This is a genomic window from Qipengyuania sphaerica, assembly GCF_019711595.1.
In the GTDB taxonomy this organism is placed as follows: Bacteria; Pseudomonadota; Alphaproteobacteria; order Sphingomonadales; family Sphingomonadaceae; genus Qipengyuania; species Qipengyuania sphaerica.
In genome coordinates this window covers 90,447-111,066 of record NZ_JAIGNR010000001.1, presented here as the reverse complement: position 1 = coordinate 111,066, position 20,620 = coordinate 90,447, and the positions used below count along the sequence as shown (strand labels likewise).

The window sequence follows — 20,620 nt, the reverse complement described above, 5'->3', positions numbered from 1 at the left end:
GGACGCTATAGCGCAGCCCCATGGAAAAGGCAGATACTCCGCTCCGGTCGGTTCTCCACACTATCCAGCAGGCCTGCAAGCGCGCGCGGCGCGATCCAGGCGATGTCACGCTGGTGGCGGTGAGCAAGAAACATCCCGCCTCGGCGATCGAGCCGCTGCTGCTCGAAGGCCAGCGCCATTTCGGCGAGAACCGCGTTCAGGAAGCGCAGGAGAAATGGCCCGCGCTGCGCGAAGCCCATCCCGGCGTCCAGCTACATCTCGTCGGACAGTTGCAATCGAACAAGGCCGAGGATGCCGCCGCTCTGTTTGACTTTATACACTCGCTCGACCGAACCAGCCTCGTGACGGCTCTGGCCAAGGCCTTCGACAAGACCGGGCGACAGGTCCCCTGTTTCGTGCAGGTCGATGTGGGTGACGAACCGCAGAAGGGCGGCTGCCCCGTGTCGGAATTGCCCAGCCTCCTCGAACAGGCGCGTGATGCCGATATCCCCTTGGCAGGACTGATGTGCCTGCCGCCCGCCGATATCGAACCCGCACCCTTCTTCGCCTTCCTCGACAAGCTCGCTCGCGATCACGGGCTTGAAGGCCGCAGCATGGGAATGAGCGGCGATTACCCGACCGCCATCATGCTCGGCGCAACGCACATCCGCGTTGGCACCGCCTTGTTCGGACAGCGATCCGGCTGAAACGAAAAAGGGGCGCCTCGCAGCGCCCCTTCCCGATTGGGTAATGCCCGGTTCGATCAGAACTCGAACTGCGCCTCCACGCCGACCTGACGACCCTTCGACAGCGGCGAGAGCGTGCCTAGCGCAGGGAAGAAGTCGAACGGGCGGTTCACACCATTGCTTAGCGGTCCGCCGAAGGGCAGCTGCGTATCGCCGCCGGCCTGCACCTGGTCGAGCAGGTTCTTGCCGTAGAGCGAGAAGCTGAGCCCTTCCATCGGGGTTTCCCAGGTGATGTTGGCGTCGAGGTTCTGCGCATCCTGAATGTAACCGAAGTTGTTGTCGGTATAGGCGAACTCGTCGCGGAACTGGTAGTTCACGCGGGTCGTGATCGATCCCGATCCGAGATAGAGCTCGTGGATCATGCCCACACCCCAGGTGATCTCAGGGACACGAGGTAGCGCGAGCGCAAGGTCCGCATCGTCGATCACGCCGTCGCCCGAAATGTCGAACTTGACGCTGTCATACTCGGCATCGATTAGGCCCAGATTGGCGGTGAACAGCAATGAATCGGAAACCCGCATGCGGCTTTCGGCCTCGAAGCCGAGGATTGAAGTGTCGGCCGTGTTCAGAATGTTCTGGACCACCCCCGCACCGGGTCCGGAGGTATTCACCTCGCGCTGCATGTCCGAAATGTCGGTGTAGTAGACGGCCGCATTGAGTGTGAAGGCACCGTCGTCGGTCTGGAATTTCCCGCCCAGTTCGTAATTGTCGACTTTCTCCTCATCGAAAGAGAACTCACCGCCATTGAGCGGCACGACGACATTTTCGAACGTCGGGACATCGGTGACGCGGAAGTTGTAGCCGCCCGAACGATAACCACGCGTCCAATGCGCATAGATCTGGCCGCGACCGAACTCGTATTGCAATCCGAGCTTGGGCGACCAGTTCGACCAGCTGTTGTCATCGGTGAACCCGTTATTTTCGCCGGTGAATGGATTGATCCCGCTTGTCGGGCATGTTCCGTCGACAACCGAACATTCGGGACGAGGACGCACATAGGTAACGCCTGCGTCCTTTTCTTCGCGGCTCCACCTGATCCCTGCAATCACCGAAAGGGCATCACTCAGGTAAATCTGCCCGTTAACGAAAGCGCCAAGGACCTGGTGATCCTGCTCGCCGCCACCGTAGAAGGTGAATGCGGTGAGCGGCGGAAGGTCGCGTACCTCGTCATAAGCAATACTTTGGTCGAAAAAGAATCCGCCGAAGGTCAGGTCGAAACCGTCGCCCGACATGGCATAGCGCAGTTCGTTGGAAATCTGCTCCTGATCGGTCTTCGTGCTGGAATGGAAACCGAAGATCGGCAGGCTGTCGATGTCGCCAAGCGTCGTCGCGCTATAGGTGCGATAGCCGAAGATATTAGTCAGCGTGCCAGGGCCGATATCGAGTTCGGCATGGACCGAGCCGGTCCAGATCTCGTTATCGTAGTTCCCGCGCTCGTCGATCGACATGTCGAAGGTGTCGCGGCGGAAGAGGCCGCGGTTCTGGCCCGAGGGGCCGTCGCCCTCGCTGGTGAAATAGTCGAGCTTGCCGCGGATCATGAAGTCGCCGAAGCGCCCTTCCAGCGCGCCGCGCAGGATTTTTGTCTCGGCCTTGCCGTGGTTCGAATTGTCGAACAGGTTGGTGAAGTAGCCTTCGTCCTTGTTGTAGTAGCCGCCCAGCTTGAACAGCAGAGTATCGGGGACGATCGGGCCTGAGACTACGCCGCTGACGGTGTAGTTCGACCCGCCGCGATCATCGAACCAGGGGCCATCGACCGATGCACGGAACTTGCCGGTGAAGTCCGTGGTCGGATTGCCGGTGTTGAGCAGTACTGCACCGCCGGTCACGTTGCGTCCGAAGAGGACGCCCTGCGGGCCGCGCAGGATTTCCACGCTGTCGAGATCGAACACGTCGAACACGACGCCGCCGTTGAAACCGAGATAGACGCCGTCGACGAAGACACCCACGGTCGGGTCGATCGAGGGAATGGAGGAGTTGATGCCGAGACCGCGGATCGAGAAGTTGGCCGTACCACGGCTGGTGCCGATCTGGTCGAGCGAAACGTTCGGCGCGGCGTAGGTCAGCGACTGGACATCGCGTACCTTCAGGGCATCGAGGCTGTCCGAATTGAATGCCGTCACTGCGAGCGGTACGTCCTGCACGTTTTCGGCGTTGCGTGTCTTGGTGCCGGTTACGACGATGGTGTTATAGGCATCGATCGCCCGGTCGCTTTGCGGCTGCTCGTCCTGCTGTTCGAGCGTGTCCTCGTCGACCTCGTCCTGCGCAAGCGCGGCTTGCGGAAGCAGGGTGAAGCCGGCGCCGAGAACGGCGAGTGTGCGCAATGAAAGCGTTGTTGAACGCATGGGTGCTCTCCTCAGGGTTAATCTCTCGCAAGAATCAGTGGCGGATTTGCAACCTATCTGCAACAAACAATGTGCATAGGTATGCTAGGCATCCTCCAAGCGTGCCTGTAAAGCATCACTTGCCGCCTCGATCAGGCGGGTTTCGAGCTGGTTCTGGCGATCGCCCTCGGCCAGTTTCCCGCCTGTCAGATCGGTCACATAAAAGGTATCGACCGCGCGTTCGCCATAATTTGTGATATGCGCGGAATGGACCACCAGCCTGTTCTCGAACAGCACGCGGGCCAGGCGGTTGAGCAGCGCAGGACGGTCGCGAGCGTTCACCTCTATGACGGTAAAGCGGTTCGATGCCTTGTTGTCGAACAGCACCCGGGGTGACACGTCGAATGCCTTGGACCGGCTGTGCGCCAGCGGGCGCTGGGCCAGTTTCGGCGTGAGGTCGACCCGGTTTGCCAAAGCATCCTCGATGCTTTTCTCCAGCCTTTCGAGCTGCTGCGCCTCGCGGAACGGCGCGCCGTGCGGATCCTGCACGAGAAAATTGTCGAGCGCCCAGCCCGTGCGCGTGGTGTGGATGCGCGCGTCGATGATATTCCCGCCCGCGAGGTGGATGCCGCCGGCAATACGATAGAACAGGCCTGGGTGGTCCGAAGCGATCACCGTCACCAGCGTCGCCCCGCGCGCCTCGTAATATTCGCAATGCACCGAAAGCTCATGGCCCAGATCACGCGCGGCGGCATAGTGGACAAGGTTGAGCGCGATGATGTCGAGCGGCTCGGCCACCCAATACGCATCGCCGAAGGTCTCACCATGCACGTCGACCAGCGCTGCCTTGTCGCCGAGCAATTCGGATACCTGCGCCCGCTTGGCAGCAACCTTTTCCTTGCGGCCATGGCGCATGTGGCCGAGCCTGAGCCGCTCCGACGAGACATCGTAGAGCTCGCCGAGAAGCTGGCCCTTCCAGCTGTTCCATGTTCCCGGCCCCACGGCGCGAATATCCACAGCAGTCAGGATCGCGAGGTGACGCAGGCGTTCGAGGCCCTGCACCTGCCCGACGAAATCCTCGATCGTCTTGGGGTCGGTCAGGTCGCGCTTCTGCGCCGTGTGGCTCATCAGAAGATGGTTGAGCACCAGCCATGCGACGAGCTCGGTCTCGCTGTCGTTGAGGCCGAAGCGCGGGCACAGTTCATGCGCGACCTCGGCCCCGAGCACAGAATGATCTCCGCCGCGCCCCTTGGCGATATCGTGCAATAGCGCCGCGACATAGGCGACCCTGCGCGAATTGACCTTGTGGATCAGGCGCGTGGCGCGCGGGTGATCGTCCTTGAGTTCGCCCTTCTCGATCTGGTTGAGCAGGCCGATCGCGCGGATCGTATGCTCGTCCACCGTATAGTGGTGGTACATGTCGAACTGCATCTGCGCGTTGACCTTGCCGAAATCGGGCACGAAGCGGCCGAACACGCCCGCCTCGTTCATCCAGCGCAACACCATTTCAGGATCGTTTCGGCCGCACAGCAAGTCGAGGAAGAGCTGGTTGGCGCGCGGATCCTCACGCACTTGATTGTCGATCAGCTTTGCATCGCGGCCCGCCTGCCGCATGGTTTCGGGGTGGACTTCCAGCCCCTCTTCCTCGGCAATCTGGAAGATCTCGACAAGCCGCACCGGGTCCTTGCGGAACCAGTCGTCCGAAGGTGCGCGGATGCGCCCGCCGAAGACGCGGTACCCCTTCACCTCGCGCGACTTGGGGCGCCAGCCTGCAAAGAAGCCCTTGCGCGCGGCATTCTTGGCAAGATCGTCCTCGATGTGCGCGAGGAAGACGCCGGTCAGGCTGCCGACCCGCTTCGCCTGCAGGAAATAGAACTGCATGAAGCGTTCGACCTTGCTCTTGCCCGGCCGGTCGGCGAATTTCATCTTCTCTGCCACCTGCCGCTGCAGGTCGAAGGTCAGCCGATCCTCCGCACGACCCGTGATAATGTGCATGTGGCAGCGCACAGCCAGCAGGAAGCGTTCGGCACGGCGGAAGCTGCGATATTCGGCATCGGTCATCAGCCCGGTATCGACGAGTTCGGCGGCATTGGTGACGCGGTGGAGGAACTTGCCGATCCAGTAGAGCGTCTGCAGGTCGCGCAAGCCCCCCTTGCCGTCCTTCACATTCGGCTCGACCACATAGCGGCTGTCGCCCATCCGCTTGTGACGGTTGTTACGCTCTTCCAGCTTCTGGGAGAGGAAAGCGCGCTCGTTGCCCTTGACCACTTCGAGCGTGTAGCGCCGCTCGCCCTCGTCGTAGAGGTCGCGGTCGCCCCAGACATAGCGCCCTTCGAGCAGCGCGGTGCGAATGGTGAGATCGTCTTTCGCCAGCCGGATCGCCTCGTCCAGCGTGCGGGTGGAATGCCCGACCTTCAGCCCCAGGTCCCACAATATGTAGAGTATCGCCTCGACCACCTGTTCGCACCAGGCGTTGCGGCGCTCGCCGACGAGGAAAGCGATATCGACGTCCGAATGCGGCGCCATTTCGCTGCGCCCATATCCGCCCACCGCCATGATCGCGAGGCGCTCGCCCCGGCTGCGATTGGGGTTCGGATAGGTGTGCTGCGTCACATATTCATGGATCACGCGCACCAGTTGGTCGACGAGGAATGAATAGCCACCTGCGACGGAATGGCCGGCCGAGGGGCGTGCCTCGAGCCGCCGCTCCATTTCAGCGCGCCCGGCTTCGAGCACGGTCTTGAGCAGAGCCACGACAGGCTGGCGCGACTTGCCGCCATGCTCCGCGACCAGCGCTTCCACCCGGGAGGCGACGTCGCGCCGGTCGAAGATGGCGCGCTGGTCGGGGATCGCGGGTGTACTCAAGCGGCAGTTATACTTTCGGCATAGGTCGATTTCACCGTGCGCTTGTCGACCTTCTGCGTGCCGAGCCGCGGCAGATGGTGCTCGGACCGCCAGACATGCGCCGGGACCTTGAAGGCCGCGATGTGTTCACGCAGGAATTCGCGCAGTTCCTCGGGTTCGAGATCCTTGCCTTCGTGCGTGAAATAGACCGCTGCGGGAATCTCACCCAGCCGCTCGTCAGGCACTCCGAAGACGCTGCATTCTGCGATAGCGGGGTGTGCGTAGATCGCCTCTTCTACCTCGATGCAGGAGATATTCTCGCCGCCGCGGATGATGATGTCCTTCTTGCGGTCGACGATGAAGAGATACCCGTCCTCGTCGAGATAGCCGAGGTCGCCGGTGCGGAAATAGGCATCCTTGGTATAGGCAGAAGCGGTAGCTTCCTCGTTTTTCCAGTAGCCGAGGAAATTGGCGACCGAGCGAATGCAGACCTCGCCCACCTCGCCCTGCGCCAGCTTGTTGCCGTCGTCGTCGAGTATGGCGAGATCCACCAGCGGTTTCGAAGCCATGCCGGTCGAACCGGGCTTGGCCATGTAGTTCTCGTTGAGGTTGCCGCAGCCCACTGCGTTGGTTTCGGTCAGGCCATAACCAAGCAGGGGGAAGCCATCGGGAAAGGCTTCCTTGATCTTGGTTACATGCTCTGGCGGACGCGGGGCGCCGCCGGCGGCAAAGCTCTTGCACTGCGAAAGGTCGAACTGGTCGCGCTCGGGATGGGTGGCCAACTCGAAACTCATCAGCGGGACGCCGACGAAATAGGTGATCTTTTCCTCGTCGAGCAGGCGCAGCGCCTCGCGCGCATCCCACTTGGGCATCAGCACCAGCTTGCGGCCCAGCGCAAAACTCTGGAGGAAGAGCGGAACCTCGCCGGTGACATGGAACAGCGGCACGGCCACCAGCGCGCTCGGCTGGACGGTCGGCGCTTCGCCGCGCTCGGTCAGGATCTGGAGGATCATCGCGGTCTGCGCGACATAGTTCATCGTGCCCGAGACCACGCCGAGGTGGTCCGAATAGGCACCCTTCGGATTGCCCGTTGAACCCGAGGTGTAAAGGATGGTCGCCAGGTCGTCCGGCCCGAGTTGGCCGAGCATCTGCATCGCCGTGTCGCCTTCCGCCCAGATCGGCGCGAGGCCCTCGGACGGCTCGCCATGGTCGAATACGACCACATTCGCCTTGATGTCCTGTCCTTCCATGCGCGCTGCGCGCTGCGGATCGGCCAGCACCAGCGAACATTCGCACAGGTCGATGCCGTAGGCCATTTCCTCGCCGGTCCACCAACCGTTCAACAGCGTGGCGCATCCACCAGCCATCAACGTGCCCATATAAGCGAGGATCCAGTTGACCGAGTTGCGCGCGGCAATCCCGACGCGGTCACCCTTCTTCAATCCATGCCTGGTCGCAAGGCCATGCGCCACATTGGCAGCGGCGGCATAGACTTGCCCGAAGGTGAGACGCAGGTCGCCGTCGACGAGGAAAAGCTCGTCCTTCTTCTCGTTGGCGAAGTAAGCAAAATAATGCGCGAGGCTGGGGGGTGCGTTCTTGAAGGCCGGCATTTCTACGCCGCGGCGGGTCGTTTCGATGAGTTCGAACATCTGGCCGGGGGCAGTGACGGCGGCAGTGAAACGCTGGATATCCTTGTCGAGATCGGTCGGCATGGCTTTAGTCTGGTCCTCTCCAATGTGGTTGCGCGTGGCATGGGCCGCACGCCCCTGCCGCATAAAGCGAAAAGGGATGCGAGACAGGCTTTCCCCAAAAGGCCTGCTATGCCAAAAGCCGCATCCGAAACGGGTCGCGCATGGCGGCTTTCGAATAGTCTCTAAGGGGATAAAACCTTGCTGTCACTACTGGCCGCGACCGCGGCTGCATCCGAACCGATCCAGTGGGCGGAACTGGGGCTGAGACCCTACCTGTTCGAGATCGGCGGCTTCCAGCTGCGTTACTACTCGCTCGCCTATATCGGCGGGGTGGTGCTGGCCTATTGGCACCTGTCGAAGATGATCAAGGCGCCCGGTGCCCCGCTCGCACAGCGGCACGCGGACGACCTGTTCTTCTATTGTACGCTTGGTGTCATCCTCGGCGGGCGGCTCGGATATGCAGCCTTTTACCGGCCCGAATTGTTCGGCAGTGTCGAGCTGTTCCAGATGTGGAACGGCGGGATGAGCTTCCATGGCGGGGTCATCGGCGTGCTGGTGGCGATCAGCTGGGTCGCGTGGCGCGGCGGGCTGAACTGGTTGCGCGTGTGCGATTACATCGCGGTCAATGTCCCGCTCGGCTACATGCTCGGCCGCTTCGCAAACTTCATCAATGGCGAGCTTTACGGCCGCCCGGTCGAAAGCGATGTGCCATGGGCGATGGTATTCCCGACCGGTGGCGACGTCGCCCGCCATCCCAGCCAGCTCTACCAGGCGGGGCTTGAAGGCCTGCTGCTCGGAATATTCCTGATCGCTCTCTTCTGGAGCACCCGCGCCCGCTATCGCGCCGGATTGCTGGTCGGCCTGTTCACAGTCGGCATGGGCATCGGCCGCTTCGTCAACGAGTACTTCCGCGCCCCGGACGAACACCTTATCTATGTGGTCGAACAGACCGGGCTCTCGCGCGGTCAATGGCTCAGCCTGCCGATGATCGCAATCGGCCTTGCCGTCATCATCTATTCGCTGGTCAAACCGCCTGTGGGAGGCAGCAAGAAGGCAGCACCCAAGCCGCAGACAGCATGAGCGGGGGCGGCGATCTTGCCGCGACGTTCCGCCGCCTGATCGAGGGCCACGGGCCGATGCCCGTCTCGCGTTACATGGGCGAAAGCAACGCGCGCTATTATGCAAGCCGCGATCCGCTGGGTGCAGGCGGCGATTTCACCACCGCGCCCGAAATCAGCCAGATGTTCGGCGAGATGGTCGGTCTGTGGTTGGCTGATTTGTGGAGCCGGTCGGGCAAGCCCGATGCCTCCTATGTCGAGCTGGGCCCCGGACGCGGAACGCTGGCGCGCGATGCCCTGCGTGCAATGGCGAGCCAGGGGCTGATGCCGAAGGTGCACCTGATGGAGGGATCGGAAGCCTTGCGGCAAGTCCAGAGCGGCGCGCTCACGGCCGCGACATTCCACGATGGGCTGGACACGCTCCCCGAAGACGGGCCGCTCTACATCGTGGCCAACGAGTTCCTCGATGCGCTGCCGATCCGCCAGCTGGTGATGACCGAGCGCGGTTGGCGCGAACGGATGGTCGCATTCGACGGGGATCAGTTCGTGTTCTCTGCGGGCCCGAGCCCGATGGACGATGCCGTACCCGAAGGCCGCCGCGCGCAGCCAATCGGCACGGTCATCGAGACCTGCCCGGCAGCCGCCGCGACGATCGAGGAGATTGCGCGGCGCATCGATATCCAGGGAGGCGCCGCGCTGTTCATCGATTACGGCTATCTCGAGCCCCGGTGCGGCGAGACACTGCAGGCGGTGAAAGCGCACGAGAAAACCGGCGTCTTCGATGCGCCGGGCGAAATGGACCTGACCGCTCTCGTCGATTTCGCAACACTTGCGGAGATCGCGAAACGCGAGGGACTGGCGGTCGCCACCGCGACGCAGGGCGACTGGCTGCGCGCCATGGGCATCGACTTGCGCGCACAGGCACTCTCACAGCGCAGCCCCGAGCGCGCGGAGGAAATTGCCGCCGCCCATGCCCGCCTCACGGGAACCGAAGCGATGGGCGAACTCTTCAAGGTCATGGCGATCACTCCGCGCGGCGGCCAACGCGGCGCGGGCTTCGGCTGAGGTTCATCTGCTTAAGCTAGCAATTCGCCATTGGAGGTTGCCGATGAAGAAGCTGCTCGCCCTTGCCACCTTGTTCGCAGCATCTCCGCTGCTCGCAGCCCAGCCGGTCGAGGGCCGGTGGCTGACGGCGGAGCGGGACGCGGTCATCACGATCGGCGATTGCGGGAAATCGGTGTGCGGACGGATCAGCAAGTTCCTCGTCGCTCCGCCGCAAGGCGCCGACCAGCGCGACGTCAATAACAGGGAACCGAAGCTGCGAAGCCGAAAGCTTCTCGGTATGGCGATCCTCACCGGCTTTTCGGCCGACGGCGATCAGTGGCGAGGCCAGATCTATGATCCGAAGAGCGGCAAGACCTATCGTTCGGTCATCCGCCGGCTGAATGCCACGACCCTCGAAGTCAAAGGTTGCCTCGGCCCGTTCTGCCAGACCCAGACCTGGAAGCGCGCGCCTTAGGTTAAAGCCCGGCTCGCGCCGCCAGCCGCCGGGCTGCCTCGTCGAAGGAAAGTTTGTCTTCTTCGCGGTCGACCGAGTAATTGGCCTCACGCATCGCGCCCACATCGATGGCATCGACGAGCGGTTCGAGCGCCGCCACTAGCGCCGCGTTACGTCCCGCCGCCGGGCTGAGCAGGATGATCGCGTCATAGTTGGGAAAGGCGCCTTTGGGATCGGCGAGGATGGCAAGATTGTCTGCCTCTATTCGCCCGTCCGAGGTGTAGGCTCCGATCACATGCGCTTCGCCCGAAACCAGCGCGTTGTACATGAAGGTTGGCGAGAAATTGCGCTTTTCCCCGAACCGCAGGCCATAGGCATCGCGCACCGCGATCCATTCAGGCCGCTCGAAGAATTCCGGATCACCGCCGATCGTGAGCTGCGGCGCGACGCGCGCGAGGTCCTCGATCGATTGCAGCCCGCTCATATTCGCGCGTTCCTGCGGGACGGCCAGCCCATAGGCATTCTCGAACCCCAGCCGGCCGAGCACTCGCATCCCCGTATTCTCGGTCTCCCACGCCACAAGTTCGTCGTACATGGCCTCGCGCGGCAGACTGTCGGTGCGCTTCATCTGGTTGGCCCAGATCGTGCCGGTATAGTCGACGTAGACATCGACATCCCCGCTCGCCGCAGCGCTATGCGCGACCGCCGAACCCAGTCCGTCGCGATATTCGACCGCAAAGCCTTCCGCTTCGAGCCTCTGACCGATCAGGCGCGCGAGAATGTATTGCTCGGAAAATCCCTTGGCGCCGATGACGATGCGGTCATCGTCCTCGCTGCCGCCGAATTGTGCGAACAGGGCAGCCCCCACACCAAGCGACACGGCAACCAGCCCGCCGAGCCACAAGCGGCGCCGCCGCTCTCGAAAGCCGCGCTCGATCAGGCCGAGCAGTGTATCGGCCACCAGCGCCAGTCCGGCGCTCGCGATGCAGCCGGCAAGAACCAGCACCCAGTTCTGGGTCTGGAGCCCGGCGAAGATCGGATCGCCCAAGCTCTTCTGACCGATGGTCGTTGCGAGTGTGGCGGCGCCGATGGTCCACACTGCGGCGGTACGGATACCAGCCATGATGTAGGGCGCGGACAGGGGCGCCTCGACAAGCCAGAGGCGCTGGCGAAAGCTCATGCCGACGCCTTCGGCAGCCTCGATCACACCGGGGTCGAGATTGGCCTGCGCGGTCACCGCATTCCTGAGGATGGGCAACAAGGCATAGAGCGCCAGCGCCAGCAGCGCGGGCAGGAAGCCGAGCGTCGGCAGGCCCTCGCCGAACACTGCGCGCAGGCTCAGCAGGATCGGGAAGAAGAGCGCCAGCAGCGCCAGCGCGGGGATGGTCTGGACGAGGCTTGCGAAAGCGAGCGACGCGCGGGCGACCTTTTCCGACTGGCTGGCCCACACGGCCAGAGGAAGCGCCACTGCGATCCCCAGCGCGATAGCCGCTGCCGACAGCAGGACATGGGCTGCCAGCTGGTCGCCCAGTCCTAGAAGAGCAGTCCAGAGACCGTTCATTTCGACAGCTCCTTGAGGCGCTCGGCCTGGTGGCGCGGGACGGCAACCAGCGATTGCGCGATCTCGCCACCTTCTCCGGCCACCAGCGCTTCGGGCAATTCGTCGGCCACGATGCGCCCCGCGTCCATCACCAGCACACGGTCTGCGAGCAAGAGCGCCTCGGCCATGTCATGCGTCACGAGGATCGTGGTGAGACCAAGTTCGGCATGCAGCGCGCGCACGCGTTCACCCAGCGCATCGCGGGTCACCGGGTCGAGCGCGCCGAAGGGCTCGTCCATCAGCAACAGCTCGGGCGATCCGGCCAGCGCTCGCGCAACGCCGACCCTCTGCCGCTGGCCGCCGGACAGGGCATCGGGCATCCGCCCCGCCATCTCGCTCGGCAATTCGACCAGTTCGAGCAATTCATCGATCCGCCCGGAGGCTAGGCGCTCGCCTGCAAGCCTTGGCCCGATGGCGATGTTCTCCGCCACGCTCATATGCGGGAAGAGGCCGATGGACTGGAAGACGTAGCCGATGCGCCGCCTGAGCGAGGGCAAAGGCATTTCCGCAACATAGGGTTCATCGAACAGCACTCTGCCGGAGCTTGGCTCGACCAGCCGGTTGACGGTCTTGAGCAGCGTCGATTTGCCCGATCCGCTCGCGCCTACCAGCGCGACGAACTGGCCGCGCGGAATTTCGAGCGAGACGCCGTCGACGGCACAGGTCGCGCCATAGCTCTTCGCAATGTCGCAAAAGGAGAGCGCCGGACGTTCGGTCGAAGTCACTCTTCGGCTTCGCCCTCGGCGTCACCCGTTTCAGGTGCGGTATATGCGACCTTGAGAAGCTCTATCCGCCGGTCGCCCGGCCCGGTAGCGATCATCGCATCGTCCTTCATCCGGCCCGGCTGCCAGCATCGTTCGCGACCATCTTCATGATCGGGCTTGAGACACAATTGCTTGCCGCCCGGACCGTCGGCATAGGTCCAGTCGCCTTCCTGCCAAGGATCCCCATTGCGCAGGTCGCGATAGGTCCCATCCTCATCGAGCAGCGTCGTATAGCGCGCGCCGTCTTCTGCCGTGATGCGCCAGGCGGTTCCGGCGAAGGTGTCGGGGGCAGGCTTGCCCGAGGGCGTTTCGCTCGGCGTTGCGACGACCTCTCCGCTGTCGGCAGGCGCATCTTCCTCCGCAGGAGCGCATGACACCACGGCCAAAGCCGCTGCCGTCGCCAGAACCGTGAAATTGCCCCTCAAACCTGCCTCCATTCGCTATCTCGAGGCCGACCATAGGAAATGACCGCCAGCTTGGCGAGGGGCTGGTTCAGTGGCCGAGCGAAGCCAGTGGGAATGCGATTTCCACGTCGAGGCCATCATCGGAAAAGGCACGGCTGAACCGCCCGCCCAGCTGGCCTTCGATCGCCATGCGCAACATGCGCGAGCCGAAGCCTTCGCCTTCGCCGTCCTCGCGCTTGTCCTCGCAGCTCGACGATTCCCGCCAGAAAACGCAGACCTCGTCTTCCTCGCCGCACGGCTGGCGGATTTCGATCTCTACCTTGCCGTCATGATTGCCGAGCGCACCGTATTTCGCCGCATTGGTGGCAAGTTCGTGGAAGATAAGGGCCAGCGGGGTCGCGGCGCGCGAACCGATGATCACATCGTCGCCCTTGATATGAACACGCTCGCCCTTCGCCCCTTCATAGGGGGCAAGCAGGTCTTCGAGGAGGCCCTGGAGATTGTCTGCCCCGCGCCCGTCGTCGGGGCGCACATAGTCATGCGCGGTCCCCAACGCCCGGATCGCCGAACTCAGATCGTCCGCAAACTCCTTCGCCTCGGGCCGGTTGCGCGAGCGCAGGGCGATGAGGCCGGACACGACGGCGAAGATGTTCTTGATCCGATGCGAGAGTTCGCCCGCCAGCAGATCGCGTGCTTCGGACAGGCGATGGGCCTTGTCGATATCGATCACCGTGCCGAACCAGCTCGTCGGCTGACCCTCGGTAATCACCGGCATGGCGCGCGACTGGACCCAGCGATAGCTGCCGTCGGACATGCGCAAGCGCCATTCGTCCTCGAACAGGGAATTGGTCTCGACCGCCGTGAGGAATTTCGCGAGCGATCCATCCCAGTCCTCGGGATGGATGGCGACCTTCCATTCCTCGGTGGTCGTGGGGGGCTCGATGCCGGTAAGTTCTTTCCACCGCGCGTTCACATAGGTGAAATTGCCCTTGTCGTCGGCGCGCCAGGCGATGCCGGGCACACTGTCGACCATGCGGCGCAATTCGCGCTCGCTCTTTTCAAGCGTCAGGTTGACGTGGCGCCCCAGCCGCCTCTGCCCCAGCCGGCGCATGACCGATTGCGCGAGCACTGCAAGGCCCTGGCGCTGGAGGTCGGTCAGACCCTCTGCACGCGGCTTGGTATCGATAACGCAAAGCGCGCCCAGCGGGGCGCCTTCGGGAGAGATCAGCGGCTGGCCGGCGTAGAACCGGATATGCGGTTCGCCCGTGACCAGCGCATTACCCTCGAACCGTTCGTCTTCGCGCGCATCGGGGATGACCATCGGCTCTGCACCGAGCATGGCGTGCGCGCAGAAGCTGGTCGGGCGCGGGGTGGTTTCCGCATCGAGCCCGGTCTTGGCGAGAAAACGCTGGTGCTCCGCCTCGACCACGGTGACCATCGCCATCGGAACTTCGCACAGCTTCGCGGCGAAACCGGCAATGTCTTCAAGTTCCGGATCGCCGACAAGGTCCTGACCGCCGTAGGTGGCGAGCACGGACAGCCGCTCTTCCTCGCCGCAATAGCGAGCCTCGGGCGCACGCCCCTCCGGCCAATTCGACCCCTTCGATGCCACCATATCCATTCTTGATTAGACTTATTAGCCGATAACCCCCTCACAATCAAAAGTTTTTGAGTTTCGCAGACTCCGGGATTCAGCCCCGAAATTCATAGGTTTGCACGCGTCCGCCACCTCGGCTATCGCGCGGCGGAGAATTGATGGCGGCCCAGTGCCGCTGCAGGAGAGAGACTTTGCGCGCCACCCCAGACTTCGATTTTCAGCTCGGCGAAAGCGCCGAGATGATCCGCGATGCCGTCAGCCGGTTTTCCGATGAACAGATCCAGCCGCTGGCCGAGAAAGTCGACCGCGAAGACTGGTTCCCGCGCGAGCTGTGGCAGCCGATGGGCGAGCTCGGCCTCCATGGCATCACCGTTCCCGAAGCCGACGGCGGCCTCGGCCTGGGCTATCTCGAACACGTCATCGCGGTCGAGGAAGTCAGCCGCGCGAGCGCCTCGGTGGGCCTGTCCTACGGCGCGCATTCCAACCTCTGCGTCAACCAGATCGCGCGCTGGGGCAATGAGGAGCAGAGGGCGAAGTACCTCCCCAAGCTGATCAGCGGCGAGCATGTCGGCAGCCTGGCCATGAGCGAGGCGAGCGCCGGATCGGACGTCGTCTCGATGCGCACCAAGGCCGAGCGTGTCGATGGCGGCTATGTCCTCAACGGCACCAAGTTCTGGATCACCAACGCGCCTTATGCCGATACGCTGGTGGTCTATGCCAAGACCAGTCCCGAGGCGGCCAGCCGCGGCATCACCACCTTCCTGATCGAGAAGGATTTCGAGGGTTTCTCGATCGGCCAGAAGATCGAGAAAGTCGGTATGCGCGGCTCGCCCACAGCAGAGCTGGTGTTCGACGACTGCTTCGTGCCCGAAGAAAACGTGATGGGCCCGGAAAACGGCGGCGTCGGCGTGCTGATGAGCGGCCTCGATTACGAGCGCGTGGTGCTCGCCGGTTTGCAGCTCGGCGTGATGCAGGCCTGCCTCGACACGGTCATCCCCTACCTTCGCGAAAGGAAACAATTCGGAAAGCCCATCGGCAGCTTCCAGCTGATGCAGGCCAAGGTGGCCGACATGTATGTCGCTCTGCAATCGGCCCGCGCCTACACCTATGCCGTGGCCAAGAGCTGCGATGCGAACCAGACCACCCGCTTCGATGCGGCAGGCGCAATCCTGCTGGCTTCGGAAAACGCCTTTCGCGTGGCCGCTGAAAGCGTCCAGGCGCTGGGCGGCGCAGGTTATACGCTCGATTGGCCGGTGGAGCGCTACATGCGCGATGCCAAGCTGCTCGACATCGGTGCGGGGACGAACGAGATCCGCCGCATGCTGATCGGGCGCGAACTTATCGGGGCTGCCGGGTGAGCGTCGTTCGCCCGCAGCCGGACGGCTCTATTGATCTTGCCGAAGCCGACCTGAAAGATGCCCGCGAGATCATGCGCGTGTTCCTTGAAGGTGAACAACCCATCCACGGTGGCATCTTCATTGATCCGCCCTCAAGCCTTCAGCCTTTTGGTTTCGGCATCTTGCTTTCGGATCTTTTGCATCACGCGGCCCACGCCTACGCATATAAATTCCAGATTGAAGACGTCGATCGAGTCAGAGAAGCCATCATCGCAGGATTGATGGCGGAACTTGAGAATCCGACTGATACGCCCAAACCCGCGAGTAACTGAAACAGATGACCGCACCCGTTCTCACATCCACGCTCGACCGCGAGGCACCTGACGCCAAGGCGCGGTTCGAGCATAACAAATCGCTCGCTACAGACCTGCGCTCCACCGTCGCAGCAGCCGCACTTGGCGGCTCGGAAGGCAGCCGCGAGCGGCATGTCGGGCGGGGCAAGCTTTTGCCGCGCGAGCGGGTGGAGCGCCTGCTCGATCCGGGAAGCCCGTTCCTCGAGATCGGCCAGCTGGCTGCCAACGGCATGTACGGCAAGGACGAGATCAACGGCGCCGGCATGATTGTCGGGATCGGCCGGGTTTCGGGGCGGCAGGTGATGATCGTGTGCAACGATGCCACGGTGAAGGGCGGTACCTATTACCCGATGACGGTCAAGAAGCACCTGCGCGCACAGGAAATCGCGCAGGAGAACCGGCTGCCGTGTATTTATCTTGTGGATTCCGGCGGGGCGAACTTGCCGCACCAGGCGGAGGTTTTTCCCGACCGCGACCACTTCGGCCGGATCTTCTTCAACCAAGCCAATATGTCGGCGATGGGCATTCCGCAGATTGCCTGCGTCATGGGCAGCTGCACTGCGGGCGGAGCCTATGTTCCTGCGATGTCCGACGAGACAATTATCGTTCGAAATCAAGGAACTATCTTCCTTGCCGGACCGCCGCTGGTGAAGGCGGCGACGGGCGAGGAAATCAGCGCCGAGGACCTTGGCGGGGGCGATCTCCACGCGAAGAAGTCGGGCGTGGTCGACCACCTCGCCGAAAACGACGAACACGCGCTCACCATCGTGCGCGATATCGTCAGCCACCTCGGCGACAATTACGCCGCCGCAACCGGGTTACAATTGATTGAACCGCGCCCGCCGAAGTTCGACGCCGACGATTTGTACGCGATCGTGCCCGAAGATGTCCGCGCGCCCTACGATGTGAAGGAAATTATCGCCCGGCTGGTCGACGGGTCCGAGTTCCACGAATTCAAGGCCAATTACGGCAGCACGTTGGTCTGCGGTTTCGCGCATATCTGGGGCATGCCGGTGGCGATCCTCGCCAACAACGGGGTGCTGTTTTCCGAAAGCGCGCAAAAGGGTGCGCATTTCATCGAGCTCGCGTGCCAGCGCCGCATCCCGCTGCTGTTCCTCCAGAACATCTCCGGCTTCATGGTCGGCGGGAAATACGAGGCGGAAGGCATCGCCAAGCATGGTGCGAAGCTGGTGACAGCCGTCGCCACCGCCACCGTACCCAAGGTTACCGTAGTCATCGGCGGCAGCTTTGGCGCAGGCAATTACGGCATGTGCGGCAGGGCTTATTCCCCGCGCTTCCTCTTCACCTGGCCCAATGCGCGCATTTCGGTGATGGGCGGCGAACAGGCCGCCAGCGTTCTCGCCACCGTCCACCGCGACGCCGACAGCTGGACCGAGCAGCAGGCCGAGGAATTCAAGGCCCCCATCCGCCAGAAATACGAGGACGAGGGCAACCCCTATTACGCCACCGCGCGGCTTTGGGACGACGGCGTGATCGACCCGGTCCAGACCCGCGACGTACTGGGTTTGGCGTTTGCAGCAACGCTTGAAGCGCCGATACCAGAGAAGCCGCAGTTCGGCGTGTTCAGGATGTAGGCATGGTAGAACTCGAAGATCTCATCGGCAGCTTCGACGCTAGCGCTCCCCCTTCGGTTGGCGAACAGCGCATCGAGTCCTTCGAGAAAAGTGTGGGTTTCAAGATGCCCGAGCCGCTCAGGAAAATTCTGTTGGCGCGTGACGGAGGCGATCTAGAGCCGAACTACTTGGTTGAGTTTCCGAGCTCAAATTTCGCCGGCGGCTACGGCCATGCTCCGATAGCCCAGGTATTCGGGATCGCGCGAGAACCTTGGCAGAATATCCGCCCCTTGCAGGAGCACTTCGCGGGCATGGAAGCCGAAGTCACTAATGTACCGCCTGAGATTTTCGTTTTTGCCGACGATTGGGGCGGAAATGTCCTGACTTTCAACATGCGAAGTGGCGAGATTGGTTTCGTCGATCACGAAACCTTTGGCAAAGACTTTACCGACCGGGAAACTTATTACGTCATCGCAGCAAATTTTCACGATCTGCTTGCCCGAATGTCCGCTGCCGAAGCGTAAAACTCAGCGCTATTCGCGTCCAGTCGAGGAACCTCCAAGCCCCTCCGGACATTGCCAAATTATACCATGGGGGTTGGACCGGGCAGAGGAGAATTCCCGTGGAAGGACAAGAAGTCACCATCGCTGTCATTGCCATTGTCGTCGTCGTCGGCGCGCTGTTGGCATGGCTCTTCGTCCAGAGAAAACGCACGCAGGAATTGCGCGATAAGTTCGGCGAGGAGTACGACCGCACCGTGAGCACGCATGGCAAGCGCCGCGATGCCGAAGCCGATCTGATCGAGCGCGAAGAGCGCGTCAGGAAACTGGACATCCGCCCACTCACCGCTTCGGAACGCGACCGCTACACCACCGAATGGACCGCCACCAAGGCACTGTTCGTCGATAGCCCGGTCGAAGCCGTCGCCAAGGCCGACCGCCTCCTGACTGATGTGATGAACGCGCGCGGCTATCCCATGGCCGATTTCGAGAAGCGCCATGCCGACCTCACCGTCGACCATGGCGATGTCGCCAAGCATTACCTCGCCGGTCACGAGATCGCCGACCGCTCGAGCGATGCCACGACCGAGGAATTGCGCCGCGCCTTCAACCACTACGAAGCGCTGTTCGGCGAAATGACCAGCGATGTCGCCGATGGTGACAAGGACAGGGATGGCGTGCCCGATGCCGTCGATGGCCGCGTCGATGCAGATAACGACGGGGTGGACGACCGCGTCGAAGATGCGCCCGTGCGTCCCGACAGCGATCCGGCGCTGACTGACCGCGACAAGGTCTGAATATCGCAGCGCATCCCTCTCGCTTTCCTGTGCGTACCTGCTAGGCCTCGTGAGGCAGGAGAGAGAATGCCAAAGGCCAATTTCAGGAAGCCGTCGCTGCTGAGCCGTATCGTGCGGCGCATCATCATGGTGCTGTACCGGTGGAAGGGCTGGAAGCTCGACGGACGCTTGCCCGACATCGACAAGTTCGTCATCGCCGGCGCGCCGCATACTTCGAACTGGGACTTTGTCTTCTTCATCGGCGCCACCGCCGAGGAAGGCGTGCAGCCCAATTTCATGGGCAAGCACACGCTGTTCCAGGGCATGATGCGCAATTTCATGTTCGACATGGGCGGCATCCCGGTGGACCGCCGCAAGCGGGCCAATGTCACCCAGCAGATTGCCGAAGAATTCGCCAGCCGCGAGCGGCTCGCGCTGGTCATCGCGGCGGAAGGCACGCGCTCGACCGATGGCAGCTGGAAATCGGGTTTCTACCACATCGCGCGCGCGGCCAATGTCCCGATCGTGCCGGCATGGGTGTGTAACGAAACCATGACGCTGGGCTTTGGCCCTGCGATCGTGCCCACCGCCAGCTATGGCGAGACGCTGGCGGAGATCGCGCGCTTCATGCGCTCGAAACTGCCCGAATACGAGCGATTCAGGGTACTCGAGGCGCAGGCACAGGAACTGATCGAGGAGGAGCGCGCCAATGGTTGAGATGCTGCTGGTCAACGCGGGCGTATTGGTGGCAACCGTCCTCGTCCTCTGGGCCATCTCGGTGAAGATCGACGACGTCTCCTTCATCGACAGCTTCTGGGGCGCAGGGATGGCGCTGATGGCCTTTACCAGCTGGCTCCAGCTGGAAGAGCGCGGCGTGCTGGCGCATCTCCTGCTGGCGATGACGGCTGCCTGGGGACTGCGGCTCGGCATCTACCTCCTGCGCCGCTGGCGTGCGGAGGGCGAGGACAAGCGTTACGAACGGATGCTGAGGAAGGACCGCGAAAAGGGCCGTTTCGCCTTTGCCGCGCTGACGAAGATCTGGCTGGGGCAGGCCGTGCTGCTGTTTCTCGTGTCCTCGCCCGCGCAGGTCGGCATCCTTTCCAGCGAGCCATCACAGGAAATCGGCGCGCTCACACTCGCCGGCATTTCGATCTACCTGCTCGGCATCATCTTCGAATGGGTTGGCGACTGGCAGCTTTCGCAATTCAAGGCCGATCCTTCCAACAAGGGCGAAGTGATGGACAAGGGGCTGTGGCGCTATACCCGCCACCCGAATTACTTCGGCGATGCCTGCGCTTGGTGGGGCATCTGGCTGGTCGCGGCGAGCGTCGGCTGGGAGGTTGCCGCATGGACTGTGGCGGGCCCGCTTTTCCTCACTTTCACGCTGGTCAAATGGTCGGGCGCTGCGCTGCTCGAAAAGGGCATGAAGCATACGCGCCCCGGCTATGAGGAATACAAGCGCCGCACCTCTGCCTTCGTCCCGCTTCCGCCCAAGAAATCGGGCTAAATCCGCCGACAAAGGGCTTTAACCACAAGCCCGATGCTCTACATTGCTGGTGCGACACGCAATGAGGGCCC

At 62.8% G+C, this 20,620-nt stretch carries 18 protein-coding genes; 11 read left to right on the top strand and 7 right to left on the bottom strand.

Annotated features, from left to right (window positions below):
* Window positions 1-20: 20 nt before the first annotated feature.
* On the top strand, window positions 21-686 hold the full coding sequence (locus K3178_RS00530) for a YggS family pyridoxal phosphate-dependent enzyme (RefSeq protein WP_221569452.1): 666 nt from the start codon (window positions 21-23) through the stop codon (window positions 684-686).
* Window positions 687-742: 56 nt separating this feature from the next.
* Here the strand turns inward: K3178_RS00530 and K3178_RS00525 are convergent, their stop codons facing one another.
* The 3 genes from K3178_RS00525 to K3178_RS00515 all read right to left on the bottom strand — a co-directional run bounded on the left by K3178_RS00525 (window position 743) and on the right by K3178_RS00515 (window position 7,602).
* Window positions 743-3,067, bottom strand: a complete 2,325-nt coding sequence (locus K3178_RS00525; RefSeq protein WP_221569451.1) for a TonB-dependent receptor — start codon at window positions 3,065-3,067, stop codon at window positions 743-745.
* Between the two features lie 84 nt (window positions 3,068-3,151).
* Window positions 3,152-5,911 carry a [protein-PII] uridylyltransferase gene (locus K3178_RS00520; protein WP_221569450.1) on the bottom strand — a complete coding sequence of 920 codons (2,760 nt, stop codon included), beginning with the start codon at window positions 5,909-5,911 and terminating at the stop codon, window positions 3,152-3,154.
* Window positions 5,908-7,602, bottom strand: a complete 1,695-nt coding sequence (locus K3178_RS00515; protein WP_221569449.1) for a class I adenylate-forming enzyme family protein — start codon at window positions 7,600-7,602, stop codon at window positions 5,908-5,910. Before K3178_RS00515 ends, K3178_RS00520 begins: the two co-directional genes overlap by 4 nt.
* 177 nt (window positions 7,603-7,779) lie before the next feature.
* On the opposite strand from K3178_RS00515, the gene lgt reads away from it, so the two are divergent.
* Genes lgt through K3178_RS00500 form a run of 3 tightly spaced genes read left to right on the top strand, consistent with a single transcriptional unit; the run spans window position 7,780 to window position 10,158 of the window.
* Window positions 7,780-8,661: a prolipoprotein diacylglyceryl transferase gene (gene lgt / locus K3178_RS00510; protein ID WP_221569448.1), complete on the top strand. Its 882-nt coding sequence runs from the start codon at window positions 7,780-7,782 to the stop codon at window positions 8,659-8,661.
* Entirely contained in the window at window positions 8,658-9,704 is a 1,047-nt protein-coding gene (locus tag K3178_RS00505) for a class I SAM-dependent methyltransferase (RefSeq protein WP_221569447.1), read from the top strand. The genes lgt and K3178_RS00505 overlap by 4 nt, the downstream gene beginning before the upstream one ends.
* A gap of 43 nt (window positions 9,705-9,747) precedes the next feature.
* Window positions 9,748-10,158 carry a DUF2147 domain-containing protein gene (locus tag K3178_RS00500; RefSeq protein ID WP_221569446.1) on the top strand — a complete coding sequence of 137 codons (411 nt, stop codon included), beginning with the start codon at window positions 9,748-9,750 and terminating at the stop codon, window positions 10,156-10,158.
* 1 nt (window position 10,159) lies between these two features.
* Here K3178_RS00500 and K3178_RS00495 read toward each other — a convergent pair whose 3' ends face one another.
* Genes K3178_RS00495 through K3178_RS00480 form a run of 4 tightly spaced genes read right to left on the bottom strand, consistent with a single transcriptional unit; the run spans window position 10,160 to window position 14,520 of the window.
* Window positions 10,160-11,698 carry an ABC transporter permease/substrate-binding protein gene (locus K3178_RS00495; RefSeq protein ID WP_221569445.1) on the bottom strand — a complete coding sequence of 513 codons (1,539 nt, stop codon included), beginning with the start codon at window positions 11,696-11,698 and terminating at the stop codon, window positions 10,160-10,162.
* Entirely contained in the window at window positions 11,695-12,462 is a 768-nt protein-coding gene (locus K3178_RS00490; RefSeq protein WP_221569444.1) for an ATP-binding cassette domain-containing protein, read from the bottom strand. Before K3178_RS00490 ends, K3178_RS00495 begins: the two co-directional genes overlap by 4 nt.
* Window positions 12,459-12,938 (bottom strand): hypothetical protein, encoded by a 480-nt coding sequence (locus tag K3178_RS00485; RefSeq protein ID WP_221569443.1) that lies wholly within the window; start codon window positions 12,936-12,938, stop codon window positions 12,459-12,461. Before K3178_RS00485 ends, K3178_RS00490 begins: the two co-directional genes overlap by 4 nt.
* A gap of 55 nt (window positions 12,939-12,993) precedes the next feature.
* A complete protein-coding gene (locus K3178_RS00480; RefSeq protein WP_221569442.1) occupies window positions 12,994-14,520 on the bottom strand; it encodes a sensor histidine kinase in 1,527 nt (508 codons plus the stop codon).
* A 173-nt stretch (window positions 14,521-14,693) separates the two neighbouring features.
* Here K3178_RS00480 and K3178_RS00475 point away from each other — a divergent pair, with 173 nt between their 5' ends.
* From K3178_RS00475 to K3178_RS00445, 7 genes are all read left to right on the top strand, one after another.
* Window positions 14,694-15,860 carry an isovaleryl-CoA dehydrogenase gene (locus K3178_RS00475; protein WP_282098826.1) on the top strand — a complete coding sequence of 389 codons (1,167 nt, stop codon included), beginning with the start codon at window positions 14,694-14,696 and terminating at the stop codon, window positions 15,858-15,860.
* Window positions 15,857-16,171 (top strand): DUF5076 domain-containing protein, encoded by a 315-nt coding sequence (locus tag K3178_RS14265; RefSeq protein ID WP_221569440.1) that lies wholly within the window; start codon window positions 15,857-15,859, stop codon window positions 16,169-16,171. Before K3178_RS00475 ends, K3178_RS14265 begins: the two co-directional genes overlap by 4 nt.
* Window positions 16,172-16,176: 5 nt before the next feature.
* Window positions 16,177-17,787, top strand: coding sequence for a carboxyl transferase domain-containing protein (locus K3178_RS00465; protein ID WP_221569439.1), 1,611 nt, complete (start codon window positions 16,177-16,179; stop codon window positions 17,785-17,787).
* A 2-nt stretch (window positions 17,788-17,789) separates the two neighbouring features.
* The gene (locus tag K3178_RS00460) at window positions 17,790-18,290 is read left to right on the top strand and encodes an SMI1/KNR4 family protein (RefSeq protein WP_221569438.1); all 501 of its coding nucleotides are present in this window, start codon (window positions 17,790-17,792) and stop codon (window positions 18,288-18,290) included.
* A 98-nt stretch (window positions 18,291-18,388) separates the two neighbouring features.
* Window positions 18,389-19,063 carry a hypothetical protein gene (locus K3178_RS00455; protein WP_221569437.1) on the top strand — a complete coding sequence of 225 codons (675 nt, stop codon included), beginning with the start codon at window positions 18,389-18,391 and terminating at the stop codon, window positions 19,061-19,063.
* Between the two features lie 66 nt (window positions 19,064-19,129).
* Window positions 19,130-19,759, top strand: coding sequence for a 1-acyl-sn-glycerol-3-phosphate acyltransferase (locus tag K3178_RS00450; RefSeq protein WP_221569436.1), 630 nt, complete (start codon window positions 19,130-19,132; stop codon window positions 19,757-19,759).
* Window positions 19,752-20,549 carry a DUF1295 domain-containing protein gene (locus K3178_RS00445; protein ID WP_221569435.1) on the top strand — a complete coding sequence of 266 codons (798 nt, stop codon included), beginning with the start codon at window positions 19,752-19,754 and terminating at the stop codon, window positions 20,547-20,549. The genes K3178_RS00450 and K3178_RS00445 overlap by 8 nt, the downstream gene beginning before the upstream one ends.
* Window positions 20,550-20,620: the final 71 nt, after the last annotated feature.